At 45.1% G+C, this 14883-nt stretch carries 12 protein-coding genes; 4 read left to right on the top strand and 8 right to left on the bottom strand.

The genetic code is table 11. The annotated features are described in order from the left end of the window. Positions 1-35 precede the first annotated feature (35 nt). Both J4N39_RS08505 and fabV read left to right on the top strand, forming a co-directional pair. Entirely contained in the window at positions 36-2327 is a 2292-nt protein-coding gene (locus J4N39_RS08505; protein WP_252018053.1) for an acyl-CoA dehydrogenase, read from the top strand. A gap of 202 nt (positions 2328-2529) precedes the next feature. Next, a complete protein-coding gene (gene fabV / locus J4N39_RS08500) occupies positions 2530-3732 on the top strand; it encodes an enoyl-ACP reductase FabV (protein WP_252018051.1) in 1203 nt (400 codons plus the stop codon). A 66-nt stretch (positions 3733-3798) separates the two neighbouring features. Here the strand turns inward: fabV and J4N39_RS08495 are convergent, their stop codons facing one another. After that, positions 3799-5481, bottom strand: coding sequence for an aspartate:alanine antiporter (locus tag J4N39_RS08495; protein WP_252018049.1), 1683 nt, complete (start codon positions 5479-5481; stop codon positions 3799-3801). A gap of 234 nt (positions 5482-5715) precedes the next feature. Continuing rightward, positions 5716-5982, bottom strand: a complete 267-nt coding sequence (locus J4N39_RS08490; protein WP_252018047.1) for a GrxA family glutaredoxin — start codon at positions 5980-5982, stop codon at positions 5716-5718. 293 nt (positions 5983-6275) lie between these two features. Between J4N39_RS08490 and J4N39_RS08485 the strand changes: the two genes are divergently transcribed. Beyond that, positions 6276-7517 (top strand): iron-containing alcohol dehydrogenase, encoded by a 1242-nt coding sequence (locus J4N39_RS08485; RefSeq protein ID WP_252018044.1) that lies wholly within the window; start codon positions 6276-6278, stop codon positions 7515-7517. Positions 7518-7587: 70 nt separating this feature from the next. Here the strand turns inward: J4N39_RS08485 and J4N39_RS08480 are convergent, their stop codons facing one another. The 5 genes from J4N39_RS08480 to J4N39_RS08460 all read right to left on the bottom strand — a co-directional run bounded on the left by J4N39_RS08480 (position 7588) and on the right by J4N39_RS08460 (position 13146). Next, a complete protein-coding gene (locus J4N39_RS08480) occupies positions 7588-8442 on the bottom strand; it encodes a MurR/RpiR family transcriptional regulator (protein WP_252018042.1) in 855 nt (284 codons plus the stop codon). 294 nt (positions 8443-8736) lie between these two features. Further along, positions 8737-10377 (bottom strand): pyridoxal-dependent aspartate 1-decarboxylase PanP, encoded by a 1641-nt coding sequence (gene panP / locus J4N39_RS08475; RefSeq protein ID WP_252018040.1) that lies wholly within the window; start codon positions 10375-10377, stop codon positions 8737-8739. A 109-nt stretch (positions 10378-10486) separates the two neighbouring features. After that, the gene (locus J4N39_RS08470) at positions 10487-10999 is read right to left on the bottom strand and encodes a hypothetical protein (RefSeq protein ID WP_252018038.1); all 513 of its coding nucleotides are present in this window, start codon (positions 10997-10999) and stop codon (positions 10487-10489) included. 74 nt (positions 11000-11073) lie between these two features. Continuing rightward, positions 11074-11976, bottom strand: a complete 903-nt coding sequence (locus J4N39_RS08465) for a LysO family transporter (RefSeq protein ID WP_252018027.1) — start codon at positions 11974-11976, stop codon at positions 11074-11076. 246 nt (positions 11977-12222) lie between these two features. Then, positions 12223-13146 (bottom strand): HDOD domain-containing protein, encoded by a 924-nt coding sequence (locus tag J4N39_RS08460; RefSeq protein ID WP_252018025.1) that lies wholly within the window; start codon positions 13144-13146, stop codon positions 12223-12225. Between the two features lie 449 nt (positions 13147-13595). On the opposite strand from J4N39_RS08460, the gene J4N39_RS08455 reads away from it, so the two are divergent. Beyond that, entirely contained in the window at positions 13596-14174 is a 579-nt protein-coding gene (locus J4N39_RS08455; RefSeq protein ID WP_252018023.1) for a TfoX/Sxy family DNA transformation protein, read from the top strand. A 57-nt stretch (positions 14175-14231) separates the two neighbouring features. On the opposite strand, the gene J4N39_RS08450 is transcribed toward J4N39_RS08455, so the two are convergent. Beyond that, on the bottom strand, positions 14232-14780 hold the full coding sequence (locus tag J4N39_RS08450; protein ID WP_252018021.1) for a hypothetical protein: 549 nt from the start codon (positions 14778-14780) through the stop codon (positions 14232-14234). Between the last annotated feature and the right edge of the window lie 103 nt (positions 14781-14883).

Below are 14883 nucleotides of genomic sequence, written 5' to 3'. Positions count from 1 at the left end.
AAAAATGCCATACACGAAACAAAAGGACTGTAACTATGAGCTCTCTAACAAATATCCGCAGAAAAATGATAAGTGATCCTGCGTTTAAAATGTTTAAAAAAGTGCTTCCACCCCTTTCTAATACTGAGAAAGAGGCCATGGAAGCGGGTAGCGTATGGTGGGACGGTGAGCTATTCGGCGGATCTCCAGATTGGCAGAAAATGCACAACTACCCAAAACCACAGCTTAGTGAAGAAGAGCAGTCCTTCATGGATAATGAGCTAGAAACGTTGATGGAAATGATTAATGACGACCAAATCGTTCGTCATGATCGTGACCTTCCTAAAGAAGTTTGGGAGTACCTAGCGAAAGAGCGTTTCTTCTCCTTAATTATCTCGAAAAAGTATGGCGGTCGTGAGTTTTCTGCGCATGCGAACTCTACGATTGTAACTCGCATCGCAACTAAGAGTATTAGTGCTGCGGTCAGTGTCATGGTGCCTAACTCGCTTGGTCCGGGTGAGCTGCTTTCTCACTACGGAACACAAGATCAAAAAGATTACTGGCTACCACGCTTGGCAGACGGTACAGATATTCCGTGTTTCGCTTTGACTGGCCCAGAAGCAGGTTCTGATGCTGGCGGTATCCCTGATGAAGGCGTGGTATGTTGGGGTGAACATGAAGGCGAGAAAGTGCTTGGTATGCGTGTCAGCTGGAACAAGCGTTACATTACCCTTGCACCTGTTGCGACAGTGCTTGGTCTGGCTTTCAAACTGAAAGATCCAGAAGGTCTACTTGGTGATGAAAAAGATTTGGGCATCACTTGTGCGCTTGTCCCATCTACGCACCCAGGTGTTGTACTAGGCGAACGTCACGATCCACTGGGTTTGGCGTTTATGAATGGTCCAACCCGTGGTGAAGATGTATTTATCCCAATTGATTGGATCATTGGTGGTAAGGATTACGCAGGTAAAGGCTGGCGTATGCTGGTTGAGTGTCTATCCGCAGGCCGTGGTATCTCTCTTCCAGCACTCGGCGCTTCTATCGGTCACATGACTTCTCGTACGACGGGTGCTTACGCTTATGTTCGTAAGCAATTTGGTATGTCGATTGGTAAATTCGAAGGTGTCGCAGAGGCGATGGGTCGCATCGGTGGCATGACGTATTTGCTCGAAGCTGCTCGTACCTTTACTACCACATCGCTCGATATGAAAGAAAAGCCAGGCATTGTGACTGCAATTGCCAAATACCATATGACAGAGCTAGCTCGTACACTGCTCAACGATAGTATGGATATTCACGCAGGTCGTGCAATTCAGACCGGCCCAATGAGCTATCTGTCGCACCATTACTCGGGTATTCCAGTCGCTATCACAGTGGAAGGTGCTAACATCCTGACTCGTAACTTGATGATCTTTGGTCAAGGTGCGACACGTTGTCACCCTTATGTACTTAAAGAGATGGAAGCGGCGGCAAACCCAGATCACGAGCAAGGCTTGAAAGATTTCGACCAGCTTTTTTTTAAACACATTGGCCATGCAACCAAAAATGCATTTGGCGCATTTGGTGCAGCACTAACCGGTTCAGCATTCGTAAGTGCGCCAATGAGTGGGCCAACCAAGCGTTACTACAAAGAGCTTGGCCGTCTAAGCAAAGCGTTAGCAACCAGTGCTGACCTAGCAATGGCAACACTAGGTGGTGATCTGAAACGTAAAGAGATGATCTCTGCTCGCTTGGGTGATGCGCTAAGCTTCCTATATCTTGGTTCTGCCGTGCTTAAGAAGTATGAAGACGATGGTCGTCAGCAAGGTGATCTGGTTTACGTTGAGTATGCTATCAAGCACTGTTTGTACAATGCAGCGAATGCGCTTCAATCGACTTACAACAACTTCCCTGTGAAGGCGGCGGGTATCATGCTCAAAGCACTCGTATTCCCGCTAGGTAACCGCTACCGTAAGCCAGAAGATGACTTAGCGATTGAGATCTCTAAACGTCTGATGGTACCGGGTGCGGAGCGTGATCGATTGACTAAGCTGTGCTACGTGGGTAAAGACAACAGCGACCCAATCGGCTTGATGGAAAATGCGTTTATTGCACTTTACAACATCCGCGACTTGGAGAAGAAAATGATTCAAGGTATTCGTGACCGCAAAGTGGACAAAAAGGCACCTCTGCAAACACGCCTAGAGCAGTGTTTAGAAGCGGGCTTGCTGACTGAAGATGAAGTCAAACAAGTCCAAGAAGCTGAAGCGTTGCGCTATAAAGCGATTCAGGTGGATCACTTTAGTCACGATTTCTCTGAAACACTGACAGATAAGGTATCTAAGCCTGCGCTAACCAGCGTTGCTTAATCGCTGGATAATAAAAAGCTCAATAAACTGGGCAAATAATGTCGGATAGTTCAAAGCGTCACTTAGGTGGCGCTTTTTTTGTTGATTTCGACAGCATTAACAGTGACAAACAGCTCCAACCACTACTAATTTTCGCAAAATTTTTAATGCGGTTTTGCTTGTAACCTTTTATCCTACGGAAGTTTTTGAAAGGGAAATGAATATGATCATCAAACCAAGAATTCGTGGTTTCATCTGTACCACAACTCATCCCGTTGGCTGTGAAGCGAACGTGAAAGAGCAAATCGAATACACTAAGTCAAAAGGCGAGATCAAAAACGCTCCTAAGCGTGTACTTGTCGTTGGTGCTTCAAGTGGCTATGGCCTGTCTTCACGTATTGCCGCAGCATTTGGCGGTGGCGCATCGACTATTGGTGTGTTCTTTGAAAAACCAGGTACAGAAAAGAAACCAGGTACCGCTGGTTGGTATAACTCTGCAGCATTTGACAAATTTGCTAAAGAAGAAGGGCTGTACTCTAAAAGCCTGAATGGCGATGCTTTCTCTAACGAAGCAAAACAGAAAACTATTGACCTGATCAAAGAAGACCTTGGTCAAGTTGATATGGTGGTTTACTCGCTGGCTTCTCCAGTACGTAAAATGCCAGAGACAGGTGAGGTGATCCGCTCGTCACTAAAACCAATCGGTGAAACTTACACATCAACTGCGGTCGATACCAACAAAGACGTGATCATCGAAGCAAGTGTTGAGCCTGCAACCGAAGAAGAGATCAAAGACACTGTTACTGTAATGGGTGGCGAAGACTGGGAGCTATGGATGCAAGCGCTGTCTGAAGCAGGTGTTCTTGCTGACGGCTGCAAAACCGTTGCTTACAGCTACATCGGTACTGAGCTAACTTGGCCAATCTACTGGGATGGTGCACTAGGCCAAGCCAAGATGGACCTAGACCGCGCAGCGACAGCACTAAATGACAAGCTGTCAGCAACTGGCGGCAGTGCAAACGTAGCGGTTCTAAAATCTGTTGTGACCCAAGCAAGCTCTGCGATTCCTGTGATGCCACTTTACATCGCAATGGTATTTAAGAAAATGCGTGAAGAAGGTGTTCACGAAGGTTGTATGGAGCAGATCCACCGCATGTTCTCTGAGCGTCTATATAAAGAAGACGGCTCTGCGGCTGAAGTGGATGAGAAGAATCGCCTACGTTTAGACGACTGGGAATTGCGTGATGATATTCAGCAGCACTGTCGTGAGCTATGGCCTCAGATCACTTCTGAGAACCTAAAAGAGCTAACCGATTACGTTGAATACAAAGAAGAGTTCTTGAAACTGTTTGGCTTTGGTTGTGAAGGCGTTGACTACGAAGCTGACGTTAACCCAGCGATTGAGTTCGACGTACAAGATATCTAAATCTAGATATTAGAAATAACAAAGGCGCTAGTGATAGCGCCTTTTTCATATCCCGAACAACACGTTCTACGTCAGAATGACTAGTATCGTGCCTGTTAAGGTCATCAAAATATTGGCAATGGCATAAGTGCCCGCATAGCCAAGCGCAGGGATGGTCGATTTGGCTTGCTCATTGACGACGTCCGCTGCAGGCCCACAAGTCCTCGCACCAACGATGGCACCAATCAGTAGTGCTCGGTTCATCTTCAGCGCATAAGCACCCACCAAATAGGCAATAATGACGGGAACAATACTGACCACAAACGACATAGCGATGATCTGCGGGCCGACATCTGCAAGATAGCTGAACAGGTTTTCACCCGCACTTAATCCAATGCCCGCCATAAAGAACATCAGCCCTAAGTCTTTGACCATATTCAATGCCCCTTGTGGCACGTAGCCAAAGGTTGGGTGGTTAGCTCTCAAGAAACCAAGGGTGATACCAGCAAGCAAAAGTCCCACTGCGTTACCTAAACCAAACGTCACCTGACCAAAGGTCATGGTGATAAGGCCAAACAAAATACCCAGAATGAAGAAGCTACAAAACGCAAGCAGGTCAGCCATTTGGCTGTGAATCGAGATGAAACCGATGCGTTCTGCAAGGCCAAGAACACGGCTCTTCTCACCGGAGACTTGCAAGATATCTCCCTTAGCAAGCACGATATTAGCATCCATAGGCATTTCGATTTGAGCACGAACCACGCGGTTAAGAAAACAGCCATATTCCGCAAGGTTTAGGTCAGAAAGCTTTTTACCTGCGATGCTGTCACTCTTAACCACGATCTCTTCTTCAACTACACGCAAGTCGAGAAGGTTTCGGTCAAATACTTCTTTGCCGTTGCGAAAGCTTGGGTCAAGGCGAGCATGACTGTCAGGAAAGCCCACTAGCGCAATTTCATCGCCCTCTTGCAATATCGCATCACCATCAGGGTGGGCAAGGATACCATTACGACGCACACGTTCGATGTAACAACCGGTTTGGCGGTAGATACCCAGTTCACGTAGGTTTTTACCATCAGTCCAAGCGACCAGTTCAGGGCCGACGCGGTATGCTCGTATGATAGGCAGGTAAACTTTACGCTGAGCACTGGTGTCCAGGCCACGCTCTTGGGCTATCTGGGTGGCGGAATCTTGTAGATTCTGCTTTTGCAGTTTTGGCAGTATCTTCACCAACATGATCATGCTGGTAAGGCCGACTAAATAAGCCATCGCATAGCCGACTGAGATGTTTTCACGAACCTTCTCAAGCGACATGCCATCGGGTAGGGTCGCTAAGCCAGTTTTTAGTGCATCTTGAGCGCCTACTAGGATAGGGGTTGAAGTGAGTGAACCCGCCATCATTCCGGCAGAAAAACCGTATTCTAGACCAAGATACTCATTAGCGCCCATCGTGAGCGCAAGTGCACTGACCAACAAGGTAAGACTCAGAATGAAGTAGTGTTTGCCATCTCTAAAGAAGATGCCGAAAAAGTTTGGCCCAGCTTCAATACCTACACAGTAGATGAACAGCATAAAGCCGATGGTTAAGGCATCTTGCTGGAAGCTAAAGCCAAGATTACCAAGGATAATGGCACTGATGAGAACACCAATGGCACTGCCGAGTTGCAATTGGCCAAATTGAATTTTGCCGATGGCAAGACCAAGGGCTAACACGACGAAAATGAGTAGAATAGGGTTTTGCTGGAGTAAAGCAATAATGTCTATATTCACTTCAGAAACTCAACGAATCAAGATAAGACAGGAACAGGAAAAAACAGCTAGAGTGTAACTGAAAGCTACCTCAAGAATAAACGAATTTATTCATATAATTTTATTAAGTATAGACAAGTTTCAATAGCTTAGTTTATCGAATAGCAGGCGCTATGGATTGCCGGAGATTGTGGTCAATAGATGGGTACAAAAAAGCCGAGCAATCAGTGCTCGGCTTTTGCATTTTGGGCAAAATTACTCTTGGTAAAGACCTAGGTTTTCTTTTGCGTATGCTTCAAACTCTGTGCAACCGCCAACGTGGTCTTGGTCTACAAAGATTTGAGGAACTGTCTCAACTGGTTTGCCGACAGTTTTCTCTAGGTCAGCTTTGCTGATGCCTTCTGCTTGGATATCAACGTAACGGAAGTTGAAGTCATCACGAGTCTCTTTAAGTGTTTCTGCGATCTCTTTAGCGCGAACACAGTAAGGACAAGCAGGGCGGCCGAAAATTACTACAAACATGGGTTTTCTCCTAAAATTCTTATACGCAGAACGTTTCTGCGCTGAGCTTTTTCTTTATTGTGCAACTATGCCTGATTGAGCGAGGGAAATAAAGAAGGAACCACCTTTTGCACTAATAGGAATTGTCTATTAGAAAGAATCATTTGGAATTTGGTGGTTAAGTATACGAATGTGATTCACCCCGAGCTTTAGCAAGTGTTTAGTTTTAAGCCTAAGAAGTTTGAACAGTATCAATACAAAAATTATGGTTATTGGGCAAGCTGAGATAAGTCTTATTAGAAAAGGATGTCGCGATGTTTCAATTTATGACTTCCACTCGAATTATATTTGGTGCAGGTGCCCTCGATCGTTCCTTGTCGGTTATCACCCAGTACGGTTATCGGATCTTGTTGGTCACTGGGCAAGATCACAAACGCAGCCAATCAGTCTCTCAATATCTCGATGCTCAGGGCATCACCTATCAGCAAGTTGCCGTAGGCAGTGAACCTTTCATCACTATGATTGAAGAAATTGCCAATACAGCTCGCAAGTTCAAACCAGACCTTGTTATTGCCATGGGTGGTGGCAGTGTGATCGACACAGGTAAAGCACTTGCGGCGGTTATCCCCAATCAAGGAGATCTCTACGACTATGTTGAAGTGGTCGGGCGTGATGTGCCACTTAAATCTAAGCCACTGCATTTCATTGCTATTCCGACCACGGCAGCTTCTGGCTCTGAAGTGACAAAAAATGCGGTACTTCGCTCTGGGCAAGATCAGGTAAAAGTGAGTTTAAGAAGTCCTGACATGTTGGCGGATGTCGCCATTGTCGATCCTACGTTGACCTATGGGACCGATGCCTATACGTCGGGTCGAGGTGCGATGGATGCTTTTGTTCATCTTATGGAAACTTATGTATGCACAGAGCCAAATCCAATCACGGATATGATCTGTGAAGAAGGTTTACGGCGATTGCAAAAATCGATTGTGCCAGCGTGTCTCTATGACGACCATGACGCTCGTGAAGACCTTTCTTTTGCTGCCATGCTTGGTGGTATGGCGATTACCAATGCAAAACTCGGTGCTGCTCATGGTTTAGCCTCGGCGCTTGGTGGCAAGCTGAAAGCACCCCATAGTGTTATCACTGCGCAGTTGGCTCCATTTGTGATGCGTGAAAATGTTGCTGCTGCGAGGGCGCATCACCGCAGCGATATATTGTGCCGCTACCGAAAAATCAGCCAGATATTGACGCTTAATGCCGACGCTGAGATAGATGATGCCATTGATTGGGTTGAAAATATGCTCGATACCCTTCAGTTGCCAAACTTAGCGACCTTTGGTGTGTGCTCGACGTCGTTTGATGATGTGGTTAAAGATGCGCTGTTGTCTGTAGCGATTAAGGGAAACCCAATTCCGCTAACAGCAGAGAGGTTAGGGTATATCTTGGAGAAAGTATGCCCATGTAGGGGAGAGGGCAGTTGTGGCCAGGCCAACCTGCATTCAGAGGACGATATTTGGTCGGATAAAGTGCTGGAGTCTCAGCCGGATCAGCACTAAGACAGCGGTTCGTAAGCAAACTAAAAGGGACGCACGAAGCGTCCCTTTTTAAACTGAATAAGCCACTTAGTTAAAACTGGCTGATCTTGTCATAGCGAGAATCTTTCAACGCTTCTTTAACGCGCTTAAGGTTTTCACGGAAACCTAGGCCACGACGTAGTGTGAAGCCAGTCGCCAGCACATCAATTACCGTCATTTGCACAACACGACTTGCCATCGGCATGTACACATCAGTGTCTTCAGGTACGTCGAGAGAAATCGACAACGATGATGCGCGATCAAGTGGAGAGTCTTTCGCTGTCACTGCAATCACAGTTGCACCGTTTTCACGGGCAAGGTTAGCGATCTCGACCAGGCTCTTAGTGCGACCGGTATGAGAGATAAGTACGATAACGTCATTATCAGTGCAGTTAATGCAGCTCATACGTTGCATAACAATGTCATCAAAACAAGCGATCGGTATATTGAATCGAATAAACTTGTTTTGTGCATCTTTTGCAACCGCAGAAGAGGCACCAAGACCAAAGAATGAGATACGCTTTGCTTGAGTGAGCAAATCGACAGCGCGATTAACCTGCATTGGGTCGAGGCTATTTTTAGCCACGTCCAAACACGCCATAGTCGATTCGAAAATCTTATGGCTATAAGCTTCGGCAGAGTCATCTTCCTCGACGTTACGGTTAACGTAAGGTGTGCCATTTGCCAGACTTTGTGCAAGATGCAGTTTAAAGTCTGGGAAGCCTTTCGTATCTAAGCGACGACAAAAACGGTTTACTGTTGGTTCACTCACATCGGCCATTTTAGCCAAAGTAGCAATGCTTGAGTGAATAGCAGTTTGCGGAGATGCCATAATGACCTCTGCAACCTTACGCTCAGATTTGCTAAAGTTATCTAAGTTATTCTGTATTTTTTCTAATGTATTCATAGAGTTCACGAGGGCATTGAGAACATCTGTAAACCAGCCTTTGTTAAGCGGCTCAAAGTGAGCTTTCAAAGACTGAACGCTTTTAATCGAGTATAAACCAAGCGGTTAAATAGATTTAGTAAAAGCCCTGTTTTCGTGAAACAAAATGTCGAGAATATGACTAACCTCAAACAAACTTACAGCTTATACGGAGATTTGTACAAAATTTCAACGACATCTGGGACTTACAGGGTGAAATCTGACTCACAAATTACAGCAGTGGAATAAATTTACACCCTGAATAAACCGAAAGGGTTAGCCTATTTGCTCAATGAGTTGAGCAATTTGTTCCAGTTCAGCGTGACATTGTGAGGCAATTTCACGTTGCTCGACTAATACCGACTGCAAAATTTCAGGAGTTGTTAGCGGGTTAGCAAGCACAACTCGGAACACGACAGTCGCATTGTGTTGGTACTGAGGTGGCGTTAAGCGAGTTCGCGAGACAAAGGTTTTACCGCTTTCACGCTGGCGTTTTTGGATTTGCTTAGTTAAGCGGTTAAGAAGATCGTAAAGCTTAGCCGTTTGCCCATCATTCGCTTTACTTAGCGCCGCTTTTACACCATCTGGCATGTAACGATAGGTCAGTAGGCAAAGCTCTGGTTCAGATATTAACTCAAAATCAGATTGCTGCTTGATCAGTTTGGCAAAATAGCTTGCCTTATCAATGCTTTGGTTGATCAAAAGCTCATACCCAGGGCGGCTGATAATATGCATTGCTGCATAGACAAGCATTGCCATGCCTGAACGAGAGCCTTCTAAAGTATGGCTGCCTAGATCTTTCGAGCCCTTACGAAGAATGTACTCGGCGTGGTGTTCGATTGATTCCATCGCTTCAGGATCTTTAAACAACACCATGCCAGCACCCATAGGGATGTAGAGCTGTTTGTGCGCATCAATCGTAACAGAGTCGGCTTGTTCAATACCTTTAAGTAGTGGACGGAAGCGCTCAGACATTAGCGTTGCACCGCCCCAAGCCGCGTCCACATGGAAGTGACACTGCTCTTTTTGAGCAATCTCTGCCATGGCTTCTAATGGATCGACATTACCAGTTTCGGTGGTGCCTGCCACTCCAACGATAGCAAATGGCTTGATGTTCTGTGCTTTAAGCTCAGTGATGGTTTGCTGCAATGCTTGTGGGCAAATTCGGTTGTCATCGTCGGTCTTAATTGAGATTAAACTGTCTCGACCAATGCCTAAGATGTCAGCGGCTTTTTTCAGTGAGTAGTGACCACGCTCAGACACCAAAATCGCAAGACCTTGGTATCCATAATGTTGCATTGCTTTAAACAAGCCTTCTTTGCCGATGCCTTTGAAGTCACCATCTGCTTTCAATGCATTGTTTCGTGCTACCCACAGCGCAGTGATGTTGGCAATCGTACCACCGGAACAAAATGCGCCTAACGAGTGTTTGGCACTGTGCATCCACTGGTTGTAGAAGTCTTCTTCTCTTTGGTAAATCAAACCGTGCAACATGCCTAGCACTTGACGTTCTAATGGTGTGAAGGCTTTCGATGTTTCGATTTTCACCAAGTTTTGGTTGAGCGCAATCATGATCTTTGATAAAGGCATCAAAAAGTAAGGTAGCGCCGAAGTCATATGACCAATGAAGCTTGGTGCAGAAGTGTGAACAGAGTGAGCGACAAGCTGATCAAGAAGGTGTTGAGTATGGTCGGAGACGAACTCAGGTTGCTCAGGAATATATGGGTTTGAGAAATTCTTCTCGATCTCCCATAGCGGTTTTTCTTCAGCAACAATATGTTCGCGCAAGAACTCATTTAGGTTTTGAGAGAGTTCTTGTTCAATTTGACCTAAGGTCGAGTGAGGTGCTTCCGGAACGGTGAAGATCTTAAGAAGACTCTCAAAGCTCACATCGGCGATTTTATGATCAGTTACCATACTCACTATTTCTTGGTTGTATCACGAGCGCGACAATCTAAACGAAAACGGGCGCAAAGTCCCGTTTTAATTGTGCAAACGCAAATTGCATCGTTTGACTGTTGACGGTTTAATCACATTGGATTTCAGCAACCTGACTAACAGCTTCGTTATAGCGAGTAAGAGCATCATTAATGTGCTGAGGATGGCTCAGCAAGTCAGCAAAAGCGGTGCGTAGGTCGTAGTTTTTCTCATGTGGCTTTGACTGTCGATCACTGAAAGAAACTTGAGCCAATTTACCAAGCTCGTCGGTGCGGCCAGTCAATGCTTTGACATCGTGTTGCTCAAGTTGAAGCCAGCTTTCCACCGAAACATTGGTGTTTACTTTCGAAGGATCTTCTACCAAAAAGGTGTGAACCGCTTGACGGTTTAGCTCGAAGTGGTTTTTACGCCCATTAAGGAACCATTCGCCAACCTCTTTCAGCTCTGGTTGTTTTTCGACTGCTATCTCAACCAACTCACCATACCAATTAAGAGACGCATCGATATAACCGTCATACTTCTGGGCTAGGCACTGAGAGCTGTTTGCAAACGTAAATGAGCTAAAACCGGCTAAAACAAGAGCTAATGCTACACGCTTCATGTTAATTCCTTTTGTAATTATTAGTGGGTTATTTTAATAACTTGTTATCCATTATCAACGAGTTTTGCGCTTCGTTATGTGAGAGAGACAAAAAATAGAATAAAAACTGGGACTAAAATACTGAGTAGGAAGCCACTGACAATAGCAATTGGCACACAGCGGATGCCGCCAGTGGATTGGATCACCGGTAGGGTAAAGTCCATTGCCGTCGCACCTGCATAACCGATAGCAGTACACGGAAGTCGATTGATCAGCAGTGGAATACACGCCAGTGCGATAAGCTCTCGTGCTAGCTCTAACATGAACTGAGCACCGCCGAAAACTGGACCATAAGCATCACCTATCAAAATACCTGCCAGTGAATACCAACCAAACCCAGAGGCCATCGCAAGCCCCTGATCATATGGCAGTCCCAAAGCCCAAGCTGCGGCTAAACCGCCAACCCAAGAGGAAATTATGATAACCAAAGCGATGGTCATGCCATGTTTGTTTAGCAAAATCTGGCGAAGAGTCAGACCACTGTTGCGCAGTTGTATACCAATCAAGAACAGTAGAATTAGCAAAATGTACTCACTCCACACATCGACATTGGATAAATCTAGCGGCAGTACGAGACCGATTAGTACGCCAGCACCAACCACAAACACCAGTTTAACCGACTCTTGCACCATAGAAATAAAAGGCACTTTCTGGTGTTTGTTTTCTGTCTGAACAGGCATGAATTTGTCAATCACTGGGAGCACAGCTAGGTTTGCAACGCTGATAAATGCGAGAAACGTAGCCGTCGTCATCAAAAGCGAACGCAGGTTACTTCCTAGGTTATCTAGGGCTGCTAGGCTCAATCCCATGAGCAGCAAAATAGCGAAAATGAAATAGTGTGTCGCCTTTTGTACCCACTCAAGATAGCGAGGCTGGGAGAAAGGGAGGAGGTAGCCGATCACAAGCGGCGCAAATATAAGAAGCATCCCTGAGTACATGGTAAACCCTTTTTAGTTCGAGCATTAACCCTGCTCAAACGTGGTAAAAATAGAAAGCTGCGGATTCAAAGTAGGATATGACCACTGTCAGAGGAGTCCGCTAGAAGAATAATCAACAGCAACAAGTCTATATCTTGCTGACTTAGCACAAGAAAAGTTCGAGTATTGTGTGGACTATTTAGCGAATTTGCAACCCGAAAAAATGCCTATGAGCATAAGAATGTCATAGGCATATATAACGCAGAACTAAAGGCCAGTAGAGCTGAGGGTTTTATCTACCTTTTGATTGAATTCAAAGTCTGAAAGGTTGCTGAGTTCAAATAATACTTCAGCCCCCGTCACATCAAACTCGACTTCATGCTCATCAATGGCTTCATCATTGCTACGAAACATCAGTAGGTGGTTGGCCATCTTGGCGATATCTAAATAAGAAACCAAAGACTTCGAACCGTCGATGGATCTATTGGTCGCCACTTCGATGAAGTCTTGATCAAATCCCCATTGTTGTAGCACTAACTGACTGGTGACCGGGCAACGAGACTGGAAAATTTGCAGCGCCAAGTCGTAGTCTAGGTAGTTACCCGCATCGAGATATAAGTGGTACTCATTGACGAGACAAAACAACCCGATATCCGCCAGCAATCCAGTAAGTAGTGCCTTATCAGGCTCGAGATAATCAAACTCACCTTTACTGCCCAGCTTTCGGTATAAGTTGGTCACCATCACCATGGTTGCCCCTAAGTGGCGAGAGGTCTTGGCGCTGTTCATGAGAATTTGGTTACACTCTCGTTTGAGATTAACTGAGTGTTTGAGTTGTTCAACCGTTTGCGCCGTCACTATGTCTCTCACTCGCATAATACCCAGCCTAGATACCGCGGTATTAATGTCAGTGAAGGTGATGTTGCGGCGGTTAAATACTACTGAATTTGCCACGCGAATGACGACAGCGGCTAAACCTGGGTCTTCTAGAAGGCATTCAGCAACATCCATGACTGTGGTTGTCTCTTGAGTGCATAGGCGTTGGATTTTTAAAACCACCTCTGGTATTGGTGGCAGACTGATTTTCCCAGTTTGGATAGACTGCTCTACCAGTTGGGCAAACTCAGACTCTAGCCCTTTGAGTAACATTTGGTTGTTATCAGGCAACCAATAAAAAGAGAGATGATTCATTATTATCGTTCCACATTTGCTCATTCAAAAGTTTAACTGCTGTCTCCTTGGTTTAGCAACAAAATGCGAAGTAAAAAAAGTGCTATGTTTGACCTAAATCAGCTGGATAATTCGATAAATTTTGTTTGTGAGTATAGGGTTTTCATCAAATTGCATAGAAACTGTGAGAGCAGTTAGAGATTATTGTTCAAGTAAATAATCGAGTTGTGATGAAGATCGATACTTATTTTTCATTGTGAAGTATGATTGTAATCATCGTGATAAAGGGATTTATGCAAATTAATGCAGACACGATCTAGCTATTGCTGCATACAAGCTTTCCCGATAGAGGAGAGTAGATATGCCAAAACAAGCTAAATTTCAAAGGGCTAGCTTTGCTAGCACACTCTAAGCCTTTATGGCGCTTGTGTATTGATCGGGGGGTTAAAACATAAGTAAGGAGTTGGGACATGATGGAACAAGTGTTCTTTGAATACGCTGAACAATTTGGTCAGTATCAAAAGCGTTCAATGTTTGGTGGTGTAGGTTTATTTTTAGATGGTGCGATGTTTGCACTAATAACCAACGATGTGATTTTTATCCGTGGTGGTGGCAGTCTTGATAAAAGGCTTAATGATCTAGGCTGCGAAAAGTATCGTCACGTGAAAAAACAGACGACAGCAACGGTAAATTATTACGATATTACCGAGCTATTTGAGTCAGGTAACCAAGAATTGGTTGAGATGATTCATCAATCGATCAAACTATCGATTGAGCATAGAGCAAAGCAAAATGCTAAAGAGAATCGTCGACTTCGAGACCTGCCAAATATGCAGTTGACGCTAGAACGCATGGTGAAGAAGTCTGGGGTAGAGGATGTTAATGCCTTCCTTAGTCTGGGCGCTGTTGATGTGTTTAAGCGAGTGCGTAATACCTATGGCAAAGAAGTGGATATCAAATTGCTATGGAAATTTGCAGGTGCGGTTCGTGGGTGTCACTGGAAACTTATCCAAGAACATCAGCAACAAGAGTTGCTTAAGTCTCTATAAATGAAAACAAAAAAGGTTCACCCTAGGGTGAACCTTTTTTTACCTATTAAGCTCTCGTTAGAACTTGAAACGAGCACTCATGACGAAGTGATCGCCATATACGTCGTTTAGGTGGCCTTCAATACCCAGAGAGAAAAGCTCTGTCGAGTGGAAACGTGCGTAAACAGAACCTGTGAACTCTTCTTTGAAATCATTCATAGAAATATAGCCACCAGTGCCACCCACTTCTAGTTGTGGACCAAGCCATTGACGAACGCCCAGGCGAATGTGCATACCTGTTTTGGTGCCGTTGGTGTTGAAGTTGTCTGCGTCAACTGCACGGAATAACATCTCACCCGTTACGTCAGCCCAGTTATTGATTGGAGCGTGAAAACCTACACCACCAGCGAAATCGAAATCGCCTTTAAATTCAGAGTCAAGCGATGCAATAACATGAGCATTTGGGTGGATAGATTTTGACATACCGCCACCGAACGTCAGTGGGCTACCACCGATACGAGCTTCTGCGTAGTCATAGTTGAAGTTACTCATAACCGCTTGGTCATCGTTTGCCATTGCAGTCGTAGATGCTGCAATTAGGCTAACCGCTAAAAGAGTTTTGCGCATAGTTAGACAAACCTATAGAAATATTAATAAAGCTAGGCCAAAGGCACTAAGCATCGAGTCCATGATTTAATGCACACCATCATAATGCATTGATCCTTGGTTT

The organism is Vibrio sp. SCSIO 43136, from assembly GCF_023716565.1.
Taxonomy (GTDB): Bacteria; Pseudomonadota; Gammaproteobacteria; order Enterobacterales; family Vibrionaceae; genus Vibrio.
This window is presented reverse-complemented; position numbering and strand designations above follow the sequence as displayed.

What these genes read in the sequence shown, in the direction of transcription:
- panP (WP_252018040.1), bottom strand. Translation starts at nt 10,377, where the DNA reads ATGGTAACTGATCATAAAATCGCCGATGTGAGCTTTGAGAGTCTTCTT.
- fabV (WP_252018051.1), top strand. Translation starts at nt 2,530, where the DNA reads ATGATCATCAAACCAAGAATTCGTGGTTTCATCTGTACCACAACTCAT.
- J4N39_RS08490 (WP_252018047.1), bottom strand. Translation starts at nt 5,982, where the DNA reads ATGTTTGTAGTAATTTTCGGCCGCCCTGCTTGTCCTTACTGTGTTCGC.
- J4N39_RS08455 (WP_252018023.1), top strand. Translation starts at nt 13,596, where the DNA reads ATGATGGAACAAGTGTTCTTTGAATACGCTGAACAATTTGGTCAGTAT.
- J4N39_RS08485 (WP_252018044.1), top strand. Translation starts at nt 6,276, where the DNA reads ATGTTTCAATTTATGACTTCCACTCGAATTATATTTGGTGCAGGTGCC.
- J4N39_RS08505 (WP_252018053.1), top strand. Translation starts at nt 36, where the DNA reads ATGAGCTCTCTAACAAATATCCGCAGAAAAATGATAAGTGATCCTGCG.
- J4N39_RS08480 (WP_252018042.1), bottom strand. Translation starts at nt 8,442, where the DNA reads ATGAATACATTAGAAAAAATACAGAATAACTTAGATAACTTTAGCAAA.
- J4N39_RS08460 (WP_252018025.1), bottom strand. Translation starts at nt 13,146, where the DNA reads ATGAATCATCTCTCTTTTTATTGGTTGCCTGATAACAACCAAATGTTA.
- J4N39_RS08465 (WP_252018027.1), bottom strand. Translation starts at nt 11,976, where the DNA reads ATGTACTCAGGGATGCTTCTTATATTTGCGCCGCTTGTGATCGGCTAC.
- J4N39_RS08470 (WP_252018038.1), bottom strand. Translation starts at nt 10,999, where the DNA reads ATGAAGCGTGTAGCATTAGCTCTTGTTTTAGCCGGTTTTAGCTCATTT.
- J4N39_RS08450 (WP_252018021.1), bottom strand. Translation starts at nt 14,780, where the DNA reads ATGCGCAAAACTCTTTTAGCGGTTAGCCTAATTGCAGCATCTACGACT.